Genomic DNA, 16,391 nt, shown 5'->3' on the forward strand with positions numbered 1-16,391 from the left:
CCCTCTCCAAAAGAGAGGGGCTTAATAACCAAATGATTTATAATCTGCATCGAAAGTCCTCTCCTTTGGAGAGGATTTAGGTGAGGTTTTTAGTAGTTTTGCATCCATCATGACGATCAGTGCGGGTACTCCTTTTACATTATTTAACCAGGATCTTTTACTATTACCACAACGGGCTATTTACTGGCAACAGGAAAATGCTTTGATTGCTGCTGATGTACATTTGGGCAAAGTGGGCCATTTCAGAAAAGCTGGCATTGCCGTTCCGCGTGATATGGAGCAGGATGACCTGGCCGTATTATCAGACCTGATCCATGAGTACCGCCCAAAAAAGATCATCTTTCTTGGCGACCTGTTCCATAGCGATATGAATGCCGATTGGGAATGGTTTGCGCTGTGGCGGCAGCAATTCCCAAAACTGGAGATCATATTGATAAGGGGAAACCATGACATTGTGCATGATGATCACTATCATCAATTAAATGTGCAATTACACACATCGCTATCAGTAGGGCCATTTATCATGCTGCATCATCCGCAAAGCGAAGAAAAATTGAACGGGCTTGATGGTTATGTATTTTGCGGGCATATCCACCCCGGTATCAGCCTAAAAGGCAGGGGCCGTCAAAGCTTGACGTTGCCCTGTTTCGCATTTGGTAAACAGCAGGGCATATTGCCCTCGTTTGGTAAATTTACCGGGCGCGTAGCTATCCGCAGCCTTGAAACCGACCGCATTTTTGCCGTACTGAAAGATAAAGTAATGGCTATTGATTAATGCTTTTTTAAATAGTCATCAACAGCGGCGGGTACATCAGCAAAATCATTAATGCGGCTTACTATTTTACCGTCGCCATCTATTAAGTAATAAGAAGGTATGCTTTTAATGCCCCAGGTTGGGCCGTTGGCAGAGTCGTCGCCTTTTAAGTCGGTTATTTGCGGCCAGTCCATTTTATCGGCAGAAACCGCCGACAACCATTTTTCTTTATCCGTGTCGAAAGATACGCTCACTACCCCAAAACCTTTGTCGCTTAACTGTGATAGCTGGGTAATGATCTTTTCGTGATTATCGCGGCTTGTACCATCGCTTGAGCGCCAAAAATCAAGCAGAATGATCTTTTTGTGCATGGCTTTAAAGTTGATGTACTTACCGTCGTTGGTCATTCCATCGATATTAGGTGCCGGGCTGCCGGGTGCAAGTTTTGATAGTTGCTGTAGTTTTTCGTCAAGTTCCTTGCCATCATCACTGCTTTTGGCAGCGTCGCTAAATTTCTGGAACAATTGATAATAAGCTACCGGGTCATCCTGGTAATCTAATGATTTCATGATGTGTGCAGCTACCTCGTTATCAGGGTATTTGGCCATGAATGTTTTAAAACCTTCCAGCTCATCAACCTGGTTTGCCTTTAGCTCTTCTTCCTGCAGCTTACTGATGGCACCTATGTCAGACGTTGCTTTAATATCCTCGCCATTAATACTCTTCATTTTATTATTAATAGAGATCACCTTTTGGCGCGACTGGTGGCGCATAGTATCTATAATAGTATAATACGCGCTCAATTGAGTTTGTATTTGTGAAGATGAGGTGATGGTTGGATAATCGTTGATCTTTTTCTGATCGATATTAACAGTATAAGTGCCGGGCTCAAGGTACACTTCTACCTCGCGGTTAGTACCTTTTGTAGCGCTTGACGCAAACAGAAATTTATAATAACCCGAGTATTGTAAAAATTCCTTTACTTTAAATTTACCGCGCTCAATATCGGTCCTGAAGACGTTTGTATTAGCCTGATCCCTGATAATTACGTTACCAAACGTTACGCCATTTGCAGTGCCTGTTATCTCAATATCACCCTGTGTTTTCTTACATGAAGCAAATAATAATACAAGTAATACGCAACTGATATATTTCATACTAACGCAAATAGATTTTGGTTGCTACTAAAGTAATATAATTACTGTTATAAGCAAAACCGGATCCGAATTTACACTTTTAAGCGGGCTAATTTTAGATTGTTTCTAAATAGCCAATTCACTGCTATTTAATATCAAGCATTTATATCTTTTGGCTTTTAATAAATACTTTTGCGTAAATATTCATTTATAATAAACCAATGAGCGAAATTAAACAAACCTTTAACTCATCGCTGGGCAAAAAGCTTATTATGGCTTTAACAGGCTTGTTTTTATGCACCTTTATCATAGTGCATTTGGGCGGCAACCTGTTCCTTTTTAAAGATGATCAGGGTTACGGCTTTAACGTGTATGCCAATTTTTTGACACATTTTCCGCCGATAGAAGTTATAGCCTATTTACTGTACCTGGCTATTATAGTACACGCCTTTTATGCGCTGATCCTTACATTAAGCAACAAAAAATCAAGGCCGGTGGCTTACGCGTCGCAGAGCAAATCGCCTGCATCATGGTCGTCAAAAAACATGGGGCTGCTGGGTTCTATCCTATTGCTGTTTATTGTGATACACATGGGCGATTTCTGGTATAAATACAAATTTACCGATACCGTAGGTTTTAAAGAATACCGCACCAATGTTTTAACAAACCAACGTACGGTTGCAGATTTTAAACCTGTTGACCCAACTTTCGAACATTCAGTTACCACCGTAAATGACGAAGAAATTGTACGGGTTAAAGACCTGCATGCCAAGGTTGCTACAACCTTTAGCTGCTGGTGGTATGTGCTTATTTATGTAATTGCTATGGTTTCGTTATCATTTCACCTGGTGCATGGTTTCCAGAGCGCGTTCCAAACCCTGGGCTGGACACACCGCAAATATACCCCGGTAGTTAAATTCATTGGCACCTGGTTTTTCGCGGTCATCATACCATTAGGATTTGCATTGATGCCGGTAGTTTATTTTTTTCAAAGTATAAGTAAGTAGTAGAATCAAGAGGTAAGAATCAAGATTCAAGACAAAAAAATTAAAGACATAGGGAAGCTAAAACCAAGTCAAAATATCTTGACTCCTGGTTCTTGACTCCTGACTCTAAAATAAAAAATATGAGTTTAGATGCTAAAATTCCGCAGGGCCCATTAGCCGAAAAATGGAGCAAGCATAAATTTAACTTAAAGCTGGTTAACCCTGCCAATAAGCGTAAATACGACGTAATAGTTGTAGGTACCGGTTTAGCGGGCGCATCAGCAGCAGCATCGCTGGCCGAGTTGGGTTATAATGTAAAAGCATTTTGTTTCCAGGATAGTCCGCGCCGCGCGCACTCTATTGCTGCGCAGGGTGGTATCAATGCAGCAAAAAATTATCAGAACGACGGCGACAGCGTTTACCGCCTGTTTTATGATACCATTAAAGGTGGTGATTACCGTGCCCGCGAAGGAAACGTTTACCGTTTGGCAGAAGTGTCTGTAAATATTATTGACCAGTGCGTTGCACAGGGCGTACCATTTGCCCGCGAATACGGCGGCTTGCTGGATAACCGTTCGTTCGGTGGTTCGCAGGTGTCGCGTACGTTTTACGCGAGGGGACAAACAGGACAACAATTATTGTTAGGTGCCTACTCGGCACTGAACCGCCAGATCCACAAAGGCAAGGTAAAAATGTATACCCGGTCTGAAATGTTGGACGTGGTTACTATCGACGGCCATGCAAAAGGCATCATTACCCGTAACCTGGTTACAGGCGAGATTGATACACACAGCGGCCACGCGGTGTTATTATGTACAGGTGGTTATGGTAACGTATTCTATTTGTCTACAAACGCCATCGGATCAAACGTTACTGCCGCCTGGCGCGCGCACAAACGCGGTGCATTTTTTGCCAACCCATGCTATACCCAGATCCACCCAACCTGTATCCCGGTAAGCGGCGATCACCAGTCTAAGCTAACCCTGATGTCTGAATCGTTACGTAACGACGGACGTGTTTGGGCGCCAAAAACTGTTGAGGTAGCGGCAAAACTGCGTAAAAAAGAATTAACTGCCGACCAGGTAAAAGAAGAAGACCGCGATTACTTTTTAGAGAGAAAATATCCATCATTCGGTAACCTTGTTCCGCGCGACGTTGCATCACGTAACGCTAAAGAAATGGCTGATGAAGGCCGTGGTGTAGGCACATCGGGCTTTGCCGTTTTCCTTGACTTTGCCGACGCAATAAAACGCCTTGGACAGGAAGCAGTAGCTGCCAAATACGGTAACCTGTTTGATATGTATTACCAGATCACTAATGAGGATCCGTACAAACAACCTATGCGTATTTACCCTGCCGTACACTATACCATGGGCGGCCTTTGGGTTGACTATAACTTAAGCACCAACGTACCGGGGCTCTATGCTTTGGGCGAATGTAATTTCTCTGACCACGGCGCAAACCGCCTAGGTGCCTCGGCATTGATGCAGGGATTGTCTGACGGTTATTTTGTGATACCATATACATTAGGCGACTATTTAGCTACCATCGGCCCAAAACCGGTTGATGCCAACCATCCTGCTTTTGCACAAACTAAAAAGGATGTAACCGACCGCATTGCTAAGCTGCTTGCGCTGAAAGGTACCAAAACAGTAAACGAATATCACCGCGATCTTGGTCATATTATGTGGGAATACTGCGGCATGGCGCGTACTGAAGAAGGCTTGACCAAAGCTAAAGGCATGATCCAGGCCCTGCGTGCCGACTTCTGGAAGAACGCTATTGTGATAGGCGCTAACGAAGAAGTAAACGCGTCGCTTGAAAGAGCCGGCCGTGTTGCGGACTTCCTTGAACTGGGCGAGTTAATGGTTGATGATGCCCAGATGCGTAAAGAATCATGCGGCGGCCACTTCCGTTTAGAATCGCAGACCGAAGAAGGTGAAGCCCTGCGTAACGATGATGTATTTGCGTTTGTAGGTGCATGGGAATATAAAGGCGACAATCAGCCTGAAGAATTACATAAAGAGACATTAGAATTTGAATTTGTTCACCTAACACAAAGGAGCTACAAATAATGAGTGGTAATATGAATTTAACCCTGAAAGTTTGGCGTCAAAAAGATGCTAACAGTTCAGGTAAAATGGTAAGCTATAAGGCCGAGAATATCTCGCCTGATATGTCTTTCCTTGAAATGCTGGACGTGGTGAACGAGAGCCTGATCCATAAAGGTGATGAGCCCATACATTTTGACCATGATTGCCGCGAAGGTATCTGCGGTATGTGTTCATTATATATTAACGGGCGCCCGCATGGCCCTAAACGTGCCATCACTACCTGCCAGCTGCACATGCGCAGCTTTCATGACGGCGAAACCATCACCATAGAGCCATGGCGCGCGGCAGCTTTCCCGGTAATAAAAGATCTGGCGGTTGATCGCTCGGCGTTCGACAGGATCCAACAGGCGGGTGGCTATGTGTCGGTAAATACCGGTGGCGTGCCTGATGCAAACATCATCCCTATCCCTAAGGTTATTGCCGACGAAGCTTTCAACTCGGCCACCTGTATAGGTTGCGGTGCTTGCGTGGCGGCTTGTAAAAACGCTTCGGCAATGCTATTTGTATCAGCCAAGGTATCACAATTGGGTATGTTGCCACAGGGACAGCCTGAGCGCTGGAGCCGCGTGCAAAGCATGGTAGCCCAAATGGACGAAGAAGGTTTTGGTAACTGCACCAACACCGGCGCATGCGAGGCCGAATGCCCTAAAGAAATTACGCTGACCAACATCAGCCGTATGAATAATGATTTTTTTAGTGCAAAATTATTCCGCGAAGAAAAGGTACATGACCACAGTGGCGGCGGCGAATAGTTTGTCATGACCAAAGTATATTTATTATACCATACACATTTTGACAAGAGGCTTATCAGCGGCGAGGATGTTAAACTGATAGGTGTATATAGTTCGGAAGAAAAGGCAAAAGCAGCGCAAGCAAGAACAGAAACGCTCCCAGGATTTAAAGACGCAAAAGCAGGCTTTGAAATAACTATCAATATCATTGATAAAGACGAATGGACAAGCGGTTTTATAACTGCATAACGATAATTAACTTACAACAATTGTAAAAGGCTTGGGAATAATCCCGGGCCTTTTTGTTTGACGGGTGTAAAGCCATTTGCCCGTAGTAAAAAACATCACTTTTCAGGTATCATGCCTTTTACCGGTAGTAAAAAAGGCCGCTTTTCGGGTATCGGGCATTATGCCGGTAGTAAAAAGTGGCATTTTTCGGGTATCAGGCCTTATACCGGTAGTAATGTTTCGATTTAACATATTGACAATCAATGCATTAAATAAAATCCTTCAAAGAACTAAGCAAAAAGATATTTGAAATAATTGTGTTGATTTGCGCGCAGAATGCGAGCGCCGGGTGTATTCAAAGATACGAAAATTTGGAGAGAGGGGCAAGTAAGGGTGTAAGCAATTGTAAATTACTATGCCCGGGGATGGTCTTCAGCCTTTTTAATATACATCATCGTGAGTACCGATGTCTAATAATACTATATTTTCGATACTGCTATCATTAAGGTCCTTTTCAATAACAAAGATTATACGGCAATCATAACCGCATGAACATGCCAGGTAGGCAGCTAATTTCCCGCTTAATTTATGCGTTCGCAAAGCCGGGTCATAAGCATCCTTTTGTAATTTGATTAACGCTTTCGCGATAGATGCTTTTAGTGACTTATTCTTATTGGTGAACTTTTGATAGGATTTTTCAAACGTTTTTGATAAAACCAATTTCCGCTCTGAAGGCATGGCGTGGTTACAGCGAGTTTAGTTTTTTAACCACTTCATCAGCTGTTAAAGGTTGTAGTTTTCCTGCTTGATACTCCTTTAAAGTTTGACTGGCCGTTTTAGCCATTTTATTACGACGAGCTTCAACCTGTCTTTTTTGTAATATCTCCAGCAAAATCTCTCTCGACTTAAAGTCAAGTTCCATAACGCTCTCTAAAGCAGAATCTATAGTTGTCATTTTTCGCGATTGTTATTCAAAAATACACAATAAATATAAAAGTGCATTTTTAACTTCGAACTATTCTGCAAAGAAAGGGCATTTGACCGCAGCGGTGGCGGCGAATAATACTTACAACAGTTGTGGAAGGTGTGGGTGATCCGAGACTTTTGTTTTTTACTGTAGTTGCAAACTACCGGCATAGTCATCCGAAGTTATAAACTTCGAACAGCGGAGAGACAAGTAAGGGTGTAAGCAATTGTTTTACTGTAGTTATAAACTTCGGACAGCAGTATAAATAAAATTATTTTTGTAAAAAAAAGAAATGATACTTGAAGATTTAATAAAGGTTATTGATGATGTTGACGACAAATTTGTTATTTTTCAAAAGAGTGAGCTATCTATCAATTCTGAAATAGCCTTATTTGAAGGAGAAGATAGCGCCAACGTATCGATACAAAAAAATAATATCAATTATTTGTATTTATTGGAGGTTGACATAGTTAAAGAATTTTTAGATGGTTGGCTTAAAAGGATAGATATTAAACCTAGCGCTCAAGAAATTGCTTTGAGAGTCTTTCAGTATGCAATAAATGATGCATAGCGGTTGTGGTGAGATGTAGCATTAAATAAGCTTCAAACTTACCCGCTGTCCGAAATTTATAACTTCGGACAGTGGTAGCCTTATCAACTACCCTGAAAATCTTCAAAATCTTCAAAGGTAAACTCCCCGTTATCTTCCTGCATCCGGCCGGCGTTGAAAGCCAGTTCTTCTAAGTTTGCGGTCATATTGGTAATAACCTGCGCCAGGTTTTCAATTTCGTTATCAAAATTGGTGTCGCCTTCGTTTTGGAACGCAATTACAATGTTGTTTTTTAGCAGGTGTAGTGCTTCTTTTATCAGGTCCTTAATATCGGTTTGTTCCATAGTTGCCATTAAATGTACGGCAAAGATCGCTGTTTAATCCCTATCTGTAAACAAACACCGTAAAATCCTCGGTATCGTAATCATCTACCAGTACCACATTATCGCTTAATGTGCGACAAGATGCAACTATATCTTGGGGATCATAGGCTACCAGCAAGCCTTCATAAGGAACTTTGCGCAATAAATTAAAGCCAATACCGAACCGCGACAATTCAAACAATCTATTGATAGCTTTATAAATGTAAGCAGGGTCGGCGCTTGCGTAGTTTAGCGATCCGCTGGCCAGCACGTAATCATGCACGGGCAGATCCGGCGACATAAAGCTTACCGGCCAAAACGAGGCTGTTGGCGATGTAAAACGGCTGCGCGCGGCAGTGATCATCTCGGGGATAAAATCAACACCGCAATAGCCCATTATATCCGGATAACGCTCCAAAAGAAACGCAAACAAGTCGCCGTGGCCGCAACCGGCATCCAGGATGGTTTTCCCGTTCAGGTCGGCAATGGTTGCCAGGGCATCAAAGCGTATCAGCTGGCTATTACGGTCGCGCCAGCCAAGGGCAAGGCTGTTGTCCCGGCCGTATTGCTTTAACATATCACGGTGGTACTTAAAAATCCACGACGAATCCATAACCTTAAATTAACAAATTTTAAACTTACCTGCCGTGCCTGTTCTAAATTGCCTTACCAATCGTCTGTAATAATAGACGAAAACATGCCCTAAAGTTAAAAAATGCCCTTTAAAGGGCCTGTGGCATAGTTTTAGTAATTATCTCGATATAAAATTTACCATTATGCAAAACACAGACATTATCGCCACTTTATTATTAAAGGCATTAGACATTGAGTTAAAAGAACTGTTGATGCAAGACTTAGAACAATTCAGGTTAAAACAAGCTGCCTAATCTATAAAACGAACACATATGCAATATTACAATCAAAACGCATCGGTTATATATACCGACGACAGGGGGAGAAAGATCGATACGTTCGTGATATTTGACACCGACCAAAAAACCGGGCTTACCCATATCAATCATGAAAACTTAAAGGTCCCGGCAGATACATTGGTACTGCATGAAAAGACTGTAGGTAAATATCATTTACCCATTAGTGATGCCTTTAGTTTTGAGATGATCAACAAGCTACGCGAAAAATATGCCGAGCGCGACAGGTTGCCACGCAAAAAAGCTTCGGTTGCAACACCGGCTGTTCCGGGAATGATGTTGCTGGCAAAAGCGTCTTAAATAAAAGCTGGTCATACGCTTACAAACTCATATAGTTTGTAAATATCATTGCCCTGCCCGTTTGTACACTTAAGCCAGTTTTGCATGGCAACGTGTGGCGAGCAAGGCCCATAAGTATAGATCCTGATGATACGTCGTCGGGATTTTTTGTTTAGCAGGCTTATTACCTCCTGCAACATTTGCCCCTGAAAAGGTGTGTACATGAAAAATACGTTACCGGCAGAGTAATCAACCACACGGGCATCCGCATTTATAAATTCAACATTGGGCAGATTTAGCTTTGCAGCGCAGTTTACGGCATATTCATGGCAAGCAGTTTCAAATTCAACACCCTTGGCGATAATGCCGCTGATCAGATTGACCAGTAAAGGAACCTGCCCTAATCCCGAGCCAATATCAAAGAAAACATCCCCGGGTTTTAATTGCGCTATTTCGATAAGTTCAAATACAACCCTCGCCGGCGTTTTCTGGTAGAATACCATTTCAGGTTCAAGCTCATTTACAGGTCGGGGAATAGTTGCAGCAGTCAGCAAACCGTTAATAAAAACATCCAGGTTATCATAACCGGGTTGTTCATAGCTTTTATTATCGGGCTTTGTATAGGTATCGATCACTGTTCTGAACGCCGTACCATTACACGCTCCTGCCCTTATCTGTTCACGAAGCCCGGCAAATAAATTATTGTCGATCTGCTCGAGTTGGGTTTTAAGGTTTTCGGCCTGTTGTTTTAATAATCGTAGTTCTTTAATTATTGCCGACTGCTGTATTAAACTATCAATACGGTCGATGATGTGAAATTCAATAAAATCTATAGCGTTTGCACGGCTATCAAAGTTGATCTCCTCAAACAGCTTTGCATCGCTTTCAATAGTTTGGATATCAGATCGAATTTCAGCTATGATCATTGGCTATAATTTGCCGGGTGTCATGCTCATCCATGGAGTAAAAGCACCTACCGCATGCGTTTTAAGCTTACGCTGATAGATTTTATCGCCGCAAAAGGCAAACAGCATATCCATATCCTTACCACCAAAACACATGCCCGTAATCCGCTCGCCGGGTGATGGCAAGATAACCTGTAGCGGCCCGTCATGCGTGCAAACCTGTACGCCTGATCGGGTTGCCGCGTACACATGGCCCTCTTTGTCATAACAAACAGATTCTGCGCCGCTGTCATCATCCCAATCCTGTACAGAAAGCCAAAACAGGCGCTCCTTGTTTTGCAGCTTGCCATCGTCGGCAATGGTATAACTATACACCCAATGCGAATCGCGGTCGGCCACAGCAAGCAGCCATTGGTCGGGCGCCATAGCAATACCACTGGCGGCTTTAAGGCCTGCGTCAACTACGGTCTTTTTACCATCTTTTATCAGCCAGACTTTTGAGGGTTCACCGGTCGTAGCTGCCGTAGTTGCATACAACCCACCGTTTGGTCGGGCCAAAATATATCCGGCCTTAATATTTTGCGCATATAACGTGGCTTTACCATTATCAGTATACCGCATAATTTTGCCGGCGCTTTTAGATGCAGCATATAACCCGCCATCGGCACCAAACGAGAGCGAATTACAATGCCCTGTATTAGCCGCAAATACCGACAGCTTGCCATCATTGCCAATACGATAGATCTTATCATCGGCCGGGTTAGCAAAAAACACCTCACCGTTTTTATTGCAGGCAGGCCCGTAAACCTGGCTAAACCCTGACTTAACCAATTGCCAGCCCTCGCCCGGCAGAATAATATCATTTACACGTGGCGCACCTGTCTCTGCTTTAACCGGCTCGGGCCAGCCTTTCCAGAGGTAACGCATGGCGGCGGCAAAATGCTCGCGGTAGCCCGTAACATGGCCGCCATTTAGTAAGTGGAACTGATAATCGTAGCCCGAAAACTTCAGGGCCTTATCCATCTCCTGGTTGATCAGCGTCCAGTCGCCGGCGCAGTTTTCCATATCATAAGTACCGGCCGTCATATAAAACCTGATTGGCTTAGGCTCTGTTTTCCGCACCAGGGTTGGGTACTCATTACCGCCACGAAAAGAAACAAAGCTGCCGCTGTTGCAATACACCCGGCTAAAAACGTCAGGACGTTGCCAGGCCGTGTTAAAGGCCGAGATGCCCCCGCTGCTGGCACCGGCAATACAATGGTCGTTACCGCTGTCGCTAAGGTTTAATTTGTATTTAGCTTTAACATAAGGGATGATTTCTTCTGTTAAAAAACGCACATAATTATTGCCCACGCCGTCATATTCAAACCCGCGGTTAGGCCGCCCTATTGTTTTTGGGTTTGCGGGATTAACATAACCGGACTTAATAAAAATGCCTATGGTTACCGGGATCTCTTTATGGGCTATCAGCGTATCCAGGATCAGATTAAAGCCCGAGTTTGGGTCAAAGCCATCCTGCTGAACATACAGGCAGGCAGGTTTCGTGGCATCTATCTGCTCAGGAATATAAATATCAACCTGTCGCTGCGTGCCGGGGAAGATCTTACTTTCGGTGTAAATAAAATTGACCATCCGGCCGTGCGGTATACCGGCTGCAGCTTGCCCGAAAGATGATGTGGCAATAAACAGGCAGCTTATTACCATTAAATAAAGGCTTTTCTTCATTGGTTTGATCTTGGTAAAATAAATATACGCAGCAGATCATATTATCCATGGCAATTGAAACAAAACAACATTAATTTTACTTGTATGTTAATGCAATTACTCAGGCCCTTATTATTTGCTTTGATTTGCCTTTCGGCGATAAAAGTGTCTGCGCAATCGCATCCGGCAAATGATTCTGTTTACACTTACAAAACCGCCTCGCCGGATGGTACAGGCAAGTTTTACAAAGGCCGCGAAATTGCACAGGTAATGGGCTTTGAAGGGGCTGCCTGGCTTGAACGCAACACGCGAGATAAAGAAGAAAACACCAAACTGGCCATATCAAAACTGCCTATTACAGCCAATAGCGTAGTAGCTGATATAGGCGCGGGCACAGGTTATTATACTTTCCCCATTGCGGCCAAAGTACCGCAGGGCAAAGTTTACGCGGTAGAGATACAGCAAAGCGCGATAGATTATTTAGAAAAGCGCAGCAAAGAGCTTAAACTGAATAACGTCATCGTAGTAAAGGGTGCCGAGAAATCGCCCAACCTGCCCGACAATACCGTCGACCTTGCCATGATGGTTGATGTGTACCATGAGCTATCTTATCCGCATGAAATGCTGCAGGCTATTAAGCGCTCATTAAAACCCGGTGGTAAGATATTATTATTGGAGTACCGCGCCGAAGACCCAACCATAGATATCAAAGAATTGCACAAAACCAGTATTTCCCAGCTAAATAAAGAATTTAAGGCCAACGGCTTCCACCTGGTTACCGATGGCGAGTTTTTACCGATCCAGCATTTTTTGATCTACCAAAAAGATAAATAGCTTCATAATCCCTCATCTTAAACCATGTACTTTGTTATTGTAATACCTGTTATCGCCCTTATAGCCTGGATCATTTTTCATAAAAGGAATAAGCCAAACCCATCGGTATTACAAAAGCTGGACAAATCACTTATTTCTATCCTGGATAGCCATGTCAACTATTACCATAAGCTGAGCAAAAGCGAAAAGAAAAGGTTCGAGTCGCAGGTGTCTGTCTTCCTGCAAAATGTAAATATCGAAGGTGTGGGTACAGAGATAACCGATGTGGACAGGGTCCTTGTTGCATCGAGCGCGGTGATCCCGGTTTTTGGTTTGGGCGATTGGGAATACAGCAATTTAACCAACGTGATCCTATACCCTGATACCTTCGATCACGAGTACCAGTTTGAGGGCGGCAGCCGCAATATCCAGGGCATGGTTGGGACAGGTTATATGAATGGACAAATGATCCTTTCACGTCCGTCATTACTCAAAGGGTTTTCGCCCATGTCGGGCAAGGAAAACACGGCCATACATGAGTTTGTACACCTGGTTGATAAATCAGACGGGGCAACAGATGGCGTACCCGAACAACTAATGGAACACCAATATGCCGCACCCTGGCTTAGCCTGATGCACCGCGAAATGCACCGGATAAGAGACGGAAAATCAGACATTAACCCATACGCCATTACCAACGAGGCCGAATTTTTAGCCGTAGCGTCCGAATACTTTTTTGAGAAACCCGAACAGTTCAAACAAAAGCACCCCGAACTTTACCAACAACTGAGCCTTGTTTTCAGGCAAAAACCGGTATAAATAAATTCTATTAATTCAGTAGATTTAACCCGGATTTTATATCCGTGACAAAAATCTACCTGCCATGAAAAAAACTATCCTGCCTGTTATCGTAATCGCCGCTATCGGCTTAGCCTCGTTAGGCTACACACCTGCCAAAAAGCAAGCTGCCAAACGCCCCAATGTTATTGTTATTTATACCGATGACCAGGGTTATGCCGATATGAATATCTACGGATCAAAAGATCTGTACACCCCTAATATGGATGCACTAGCAAAAAGCGGTGTAAGGTTTACACAATTTTACGCGGCGGCGCCTATTTGTTCGCCATCGCGGGCCTCGCTATTAACCGGCAGGTACCCGCAACGGGCGGGACTGGCGGTAATGGCTTCATCCAAAGAAGGCGAGGCAGGTATGCCCGGCTCGCAATATACCATGGGTGAGTTATTTAAAGATGCAGGCTACAAAACCGCGCACATTGGTAAATGGCACGTAGGCTATACCAAGGAAACCGAGCCAAACGCGCAGGGTTTTGATTATTCGTTCGGGTTTATGGGCGGATGTATTGATAACTATTCGCACTTCTTTTACTGGGATGGCCCTAACCGCCACGACCTCTGGAAAAACGGCGAAGAGATCTACGAAGCCGGCAAATATTTCCCTGACCTGATGGTTGACGAAGCGGACAAGTTTTTAACCGAGAACAAAGACAAGCCTTTCTTTTTATATTGGGCTATTAACAATCCGCACTACCCGTTACAGGGCGAAAAGAAATGGCTGGACTACTACAAGAACCTGCCATCGCCGCGCGATAAATATGCCGCCAGTATCTCCACCATGGACGAGAAAATAGGCCTGTTGCTGAAAAAGCTTGACGAACTGGGTTTGCGTGAAAATACCATCATCGTTTTCCAGTCGGACCAAGGATTTTCAATGGAGGAACGCACCTTTGGCGGCGGCGGTTCGGCAGGGATTTTCAGAGGATCAAAGTTTAGTTTGTTTGAAGGCGGAGTTAGAGTTCCGGCTATCATCAGCTGGAAAAACCACGTACCTGTTAACCAGGTACGCACACAGGTGGCTACCAATATTGATTGGTTCCCTACCCTTGCAGCCTATTGCAATATTAAACTGCCGGCCCGTAAAATTGACGGCGAGAGCCTGCAGCCCATCATTAATTCCGAACAGGCAAAAACACCGCACCATCAGTTTCACTGGCAAAGCCAGGGCGGTAAAAATAACCCGCAATGGTCTGTACTTGACGGCGACTGGAAACTAATGCACAGCCCTTTTGAAGCAAAAAAAGAAGAACTAAACAGCCAAAACTATTTCCTGGTGAACCTGAAAGACGACCCATCAGAAAAACATAACGTTGCCGACCAGCACCCGGATATTGTACAGCGCTTAGAGGCCGCGCATAACCAGTGGGTGGGTGAGGTATTGACGCAATAGGCAAAAAATGAGCCTGGGCTGCGCGATTCCTTCCTTGGGGAAGGAGGAGGAAGGGGTTTAATAAAGCCGCTAAACCCCTCCCTGCCGCCGCTACGCCCTACACACCCCTCCCAAGGGAGGGAATTGAACGTGTGAACATAAATCCACCGCAAACGTGTGCGTACTTTTTAAGTTACAAAAGGCGTTTTTTATTTATTTTAATAGATATTTGATTTAGGCCGGGTTCACATACCGGCACAAAACCAATTAATCAAATATCTTAACCTGTATGGAAAAATCCCGTCGTACTTTTATCAGGCAGGCATCAATTGCCGGTGCCGGTGTAATGTTTGCCAAAACCGGCTTAAGCGCTAAAAGTTATAAACGTGTTATAGGCGCTAACGACCGCGTAAGGGTGGGTGTGGTTGGCTTTTCAGACCGCCACCGCAGCTCGCATATCCCCAGCTTTATGAATCATTACAAAGAGCTTAACTTTGAGGTGGTAGCCGTATCAGATATCTGGAATAAGCGTCGCGAAGAAGGGGCAGCCATCTGGAAGGAAAAGATGCAGAACGATGTAAAGGCGTACCGCAATAATGAGGAACTATATGGCAGCAAAACCGTCGACGCCGTGTTTATCAGTACCGCCGATTTCCAGCATGCTCGCCATGCCATTGAGGCTGTACATGCCGGCTGCGATGCCTATGTAGAAAAACCCTTTGCCGAAACTATGGAAGATGCGCGTGCAGCGCTTAAAGCGGTGAAAGAAACAGGCAAGATCGTACAGATAGGTTCTCAACGCCGCAGCGGGGCAAATTATCATGCGGCTGACGATTTTATAAAATCAGGCAAGTTTGGGCCGATAACCATGGTTGAGTTGACCTGGAACGTTAACCAACCGGGCCGCTGGCGCAGACCTGAACTGCTGAACGTTTTAAAAGAAAAAGATACCGACTGGAAACGCTTTATCATGAACCGCCCTTACGAGCCGTTCGATGCGCGTAAATATCTGGAGTTCCGTTTGTTCTGGCCATTCTCTTCAGGCCTGGCGGGGCAATGGATGAGCCACCAGATAGACACTGTACACTGGTTTAGCGGGTTAAAACATCCGCGCAGCGTAGTGGCCAATGGCGGCATTTATATGTGGAAAGATGGCCGTCGCAACTGGGATACCCTGATGGCCGCGTTTGATTACGGCCCGCTGGATGATCCGTCGACAGGTTTCCAGGTGACGTTTGGCTCGCGCATGCACAACGGCGACGAGAACCCTGCCGAGATCTATTACTCTAACGGCGGCGAACTGAACCTGATCACCAACAAGATCTCGCCTGTAGGCGGACTGACAGAAAAAATGGCCGCGCCAATGGGTATGAAGGCTAATTTACTGCCAGAGATCAGCCTGAAAAATACCGAGCATGTAGTAGCATCTGCCAATACAGGCGGCGATGTGCTGACCTCAAACCACGTACGCAACTGGATGGAATGCGTACGCAGCCGCCAGCAACCCAACGCACCGGTTGAAGCCGGTTACAGCCACTCGATAGCCAATATCATGACCAACGCGGCTGTGCATACCGGCTACAAAGCCACCTTTGACGAAGCAACGCAGGAAGTTATGGCAAACGGCAAAGTGTTTAAGTGGGGAGATATTAAAGCGTAATTTCATTAAAAAACGTTGTCATATTAAAAACTATTGTCATTTCGAC

18 protein-coding genes are annotated in these 16,391 nt (G+C 44.5%); 11 read left to right on the top strand and 7 right to left on the bottom strand.

Going from position 1 to position 16,391, the window contains the following annotated elements:
- Positions 1-109: 109 nt before the first annotated feature.
- The gene (pdeM, locus tag FO440_RS02605) at positions 110-775 is read left to right on the top strand and encodes a ligase-associated DNA damage response endonuclease PdeM (RefSeq protein WP_144246662.1); all 666 of its coding nucleotides are present in this window, start codon (positions 110-112) and stop codon (positions 773-775) included.
- On the opposite strand, the gene FO440_RS02610 is transcribed toward pdeM, so the two are convergent.
- Positions 772-1,911, bottom strand: a complete 1,140-nt coding sequence (locus FO440_RS02610) for a TlpA family protein disulfide reductase (RefSeq protein WP_144246663.1) — start codon at positions 1,909-1,911, stop codon at positions 772-774. The two genes, pdeM and FO440_RS02610, sit on opposite strands and share 4 nt — an antisense overlap.
- A 200-nt stretch (positions 1,912-2,111) precedes the next feature.
- Between FO440_RS02610 and FO440_RS02615 the strand changes: the two genes are divergently transcribed.
- From FO440_RS02615 to FO440_RS02630, 4 genes are all read left to right on the top strand, one after another.
- The gene (locus FO440_RS02615; RefSeq protein ID WP_144246664.1) at positions 2,112-2,897 is read left to right on the top strand and encodes a succinate dehydrogenase cytochrome b subunit; all 786 of its coding nucleotides are present in this window, start codon (positions 2,112-2,114) and stop codon (positions 2,895-2,897) included.
- 119 nt (positions 2,898-3,016) lie between these two features.
- Positions 3,017-4,951: a fumarate reductase/succinate dehydrogenase flavoprotein subunit gene (locus FO440_RS02620; RefSeq protein ID WP_144246665.1), complete on the top strand. Its 1,935-nt coding sequence runs from the start codon at positions 3,017-3,019 to the stop codon at positions 4,949-4,951.
- Positions 4,952-4,962: 11 nt separating this feature from the next.
- On the top strand, positions 4,963-5,742 hold the full coding sequence (locus tag FO440_RS02625; protein ID WP_246104160.1) for a succinate dehydrogenase/fumarate reductase iron-sulfur subunit: 780 nt from the start codon (positions 4,963-4,965) through the stop codon (positions 5,740-5,742).
- A 6-nt stretch (positions 5,743-5,748) separates the two neighbouring features.
- A complete protein-coding gene (locus tag FO440_RS02630; protein ID WP_144246667.1) occupies positions 5,749-5,970 on the top strand; it encodes a DUF7336 domain-containing protein in 222 nt (73 codons plus the stop codon).
- Between the two features lie 420 nt (positions 5,971-6,390).
- Here the strand turns inward: FO440_RS02630 and FO440_RS02635 are convergent, their stop codons facing one another.
- Both FO440_RS02635 and FO440_RS02640 read right to left on the bottom strand, forming a co-directional pair.
- On the bottom strand, positions 6,391-6,687 hold the full coding sequence (locus FO440_RS02635) for a type II toxin-antitoxin system RelE/ParE family toxin (RefSeq protein ID WP_144246668.1): 297 nt from the start codon (positions 6,685-6,687) through the stop codon (positions 6,391-6,393).
- Between the two features lie 7 nt (positions 6,688-6,694).
- Positions 6,695-6,904, bottom strand: a complete 210-nt coding sequence (locus FO440_RS02640) for a hypothetical protein (RefSeq protein ID WP_144246669.1) — start codon at positions 6,902-6,904, stop codon at positions 6,695-6,697.
- A 304-nt stretch (positions 6,905-7,208) separates the two neighbouring features.
- Here FO440_RS02640 and FO440_RS02645 point away from each other — a divergent pair, with 304 nt between their 5' ends.
- The gene (locus tag FO440_RS02645; protein ID WP_144246670.1) at positions 7,209-7,487 is read left to right on the top strand and encodes a hypothetical protein; all 279 of its coding nucleotides are present in this window, start codon (positions 7,209-7,211) and stop codon (positions 7,485-7,487) included.
- A gap of 83 nt (positions 7,488-7,570) precedes the next feature.
- Here the strand turns inward: FO440_RS02645 and FO440_RS02650 are convergent, their stop codons facing one another.
- The gene (locus tag FO440_RS02650) at positions 7,571-7,819 is read right to left on the bottom strand and encodes a hypothetical protein (RefSeq protein ID WP_144246671.1); all 249 of its coding nucleotides are present in this window, start codon (positions 7,817-7,819) and stop codon (positions 7,571-7,573) included.
- A gap of 31 nt (positions 7,820-7,850) precedes the next feature.
- A complete protein-coding gene (locus tag FO440_RS02655) occupies positions 7,851-8,405 on the bottom strand; it encodes a class I SAM-dependent methyltransferase (RefSeq protein ID WP_186292555.1) in 555 nt (184 codons plus the stop codon).
- 328 nt (positions 8,406-8,733) lie between these two features.
- Between FO440_RS02655 and FO440_RS02660 the strand changes: the two genes are divergently transcribed.
- Positions 8,734-9,057, top strand: a complete 324-nt coding sequence (locus tag FO440_RS02660) for a hypothetical protein (RefSeq protein WP_144246673.1) — start codon at positions 8,734-8,736, stop codon at positions 9,055-9,057.
- Positions 9,058-9,068: 11 nt separating this feature from the next.
- On the opposite strand, the gene FO440_RS02665 is transcribed toward FO440_RS02660, so the two are convergent.
- Together FO440_RS02665 and FO440_RS02670 are read right to left on the bottom strand one after the other, a co-directional pair.
- Entirely contained in the window at positions 9,069-9,962 is an 894-nt protein-coding gene (locus tag FO440_RS02665) for a hypothetical protein (protein WP_144246674.1), read from the bottom strand.
- 3 nt (positions 9,963-9,965) lie between these two features.
- Positions 9,966-11,666, bottom strand: coding sequence for an SMP-30/gluconolactonase/LRE family protein (locus FO440_RS02670; RefSeq protein WP_144246675.1), 1,701 nt, complete (start codon positions 11,664-11,666; stop codon positions 9,966-9,968).
- 90 nt (positions 11,667-11,756) lie between these two features.
- On the opposite strand from FO440_RS02670, the gene FO440_RS02675 reads away from it, so the two are divergent.
- From FO440_RS02675 to FO440_RS02690, 4 genes are all read left to right on the top strand, one after another.
- Positions 11,757-12,479, top strand: coding sequence for a class I SAM-dependent methyltransferase (locus tag FO440_RS02675; protein WP_144246676.1), 723 nt, complete (start codon positions 11,757-11,759; stop codon positions 12,477-12,479).
- A gap of 24 nt (positions 12,480-12,503) precedes the next feature.
- Positions 12,504-13,277, top strand: coding sequence for a M90 family metallopeptidase (locus FO440_RS02680; RefSeq protein WP_144246677.1), 774 nt, complete (start codon positions 12,504-12,506; stop codon positions 13,275-13,277).
- A 64-nt stretch (positions 13,278-13,341) separates the two neighbouring features.
- The gene (locus tag FO440_RS02685) at positions 13,342-14,706 is read left to right on the top strand and encodes a sulfatase family protein (protein WP_144246678.1); all 1,365 of its coding nucleotides are present in this window, start codon (positions 13,342-13,344) and stop codon (positions 14,704-14,706) included.
- 268 nt (positions 14,707-14,974) lie between these two features.
- The gene (locus FO440_RS02690) at positions 14,975-16,345 is read left to right on the top strand and encodes a Gfo/Idh/MocA family protein (protein WP_144246679.1); all 1,371 of its coding nucleotides are present in this window, start codon (positions 14,975-14,977) and stop codon (positions 16,343-16,345) included.
- Positions 16,346-16,391 lie beyond the last annotated feature (46 nt).

It is taken from the genome of Mucilaginibacter corticis (genome assembly GCF_007558865.1).
GTDB lineage: Bacteria > Bacteroidota > Bacteroidia > Sphingobacteriales > Sphingobacteriaceae > Mucilaginibacter > Mucilaginibacter corticis.

What these genes read in the sequence shown, in the direction of transcription:
- pdeM (WP_144246662.1), top strand. Translation starts at nt 110, where the DNA reads ATGACGATCAGTGCGGGTACTCCTTTTACATTATTTAACCAGGATCTT.
- FO440_RS02610 (WP_144246663.1), bottom strand. Translation starts at nt 1,911, where the DNA reads ATGAAATATATCAGTTGCGTATTACTTGTATTATTATTTGCTTCATGT.
- FO440_RS02615 (WP_144246664.1), top strand. Translation starts at nt 2,112, where the DNA reads ATGAGCGAAATTAAACAAACCTTTAACTCATCGCTGGGCAAAAAGCTT.
- FO440_RS02620 (WP_144246665.1), top strand. Translation starts at nt 3,017, where the DNA reads ATGAGTTTAGATGCTAAAATTCCGCAGGGCCCATTAGCCGAAAAATGG.
- FO440_RS02625 (WP_246104160.1), top strand. Translation starts at nt 4,963, where the DNA reads ATGAATTTAACCCTGAAAGTTTGGCGTCAAAAAGATGCTAACAGTTCA.
- FO440_RS02630 (WP_144246667.1), top strand. Translation starts at nt 5,749, where the DNA reads ATGACCAAAGTATATTTATTATACCATACACATTTTGACAAGAGGCTT.
- FO440_RS02635 (WP_144246668.1), bottom strand. Translation starts at nt 6,687, where the DNA reads ATGCCTTCAGAGCGGAAATTGGTTTTATCAAAAACGTTTGAAAAATCC.
- FO440_RS02640 (WP_144246669.1), bottom strand. Translation starts at nt 6,904, where the DNA reads ATGACAACTATAGATTCTGCTTTAGAGAGCGTTATGGAACTTGACTTT.
- FO440_RS02645 (WP_144246670.1), top strand. Translation starts at nt 7,209, where the DNA reads ATGATACTTGAAGATTTAATAAAGGTTATTGATGATGTTGACGACAAA.
- FO440_RS02650 (WP_144246671.1), bottom strand. Translation starts at nt 7,819, where the DNA reads ATGGCAACTATGGAACAAACCGATATTAAGGACCTGATAAAAGAAGCA.
- FO440_RS02655 (WP_186292555.1), bottom strand. Translation starts at nt 8,405, where the DNA reads ATGTTAAAGCAATACGGCCGGGACAACAGCCTTGCCCTTGGCTGGCGC.
- FO440_RS02660 (WP_144246673.1), top strand. Translation starts at nt 8,734, where the DNA reads ATGCAATATTACAATCAAAACGCATCGGTTATATATACCGACGACAGG.
- FO440_RS02665 (WP_144246674.1), bottom strand. Translation starts at nt 9,962, where the DNA reads ATGATCATAGCTGAAATTCGATCTGATATCCAAACTATTGAAAGCGAT.
- FO440_RS02670 (WP_144246675.1), bottom strand. Translation starts at nt 11,666, where the DNA reads ATGAAGAAAAGCCTTTATTTAATGGTAATAAGCTGCCTGTTTATTGCC.
- FO440_RS02675 (WP_144246676.1), top strand. Translation starts at nt 11,757, where the DNA reads ATGCAATTACTCAGGCCCTTATTATTTGCTTTGATTTGCCTTTCGGCG.
- FO440_RS02680 (WP_144246677.1), top strand. Translation starts at nt 12,504, where the DNA reads ATGTACTTTGTTATTGTAATACCTGTTATCGCCCTTATAGCCTGGATC.
- FO440_RS02685 (WP_144246678.1), top strand. Translation starts at nt 13,342, where the DNA reads ATGAAAAAAACTATCCTGCCTGTTATCGTAATCGCCGCTATCGGCTTA.
- FO440_RS02690 (WP_144246679.1), top strand. Translation starts at nt 14,975, where the DNA reads ATGGAAAAATCCCGTCGTACTTTTATCAGGCAGGCATCAATTGCCGGT.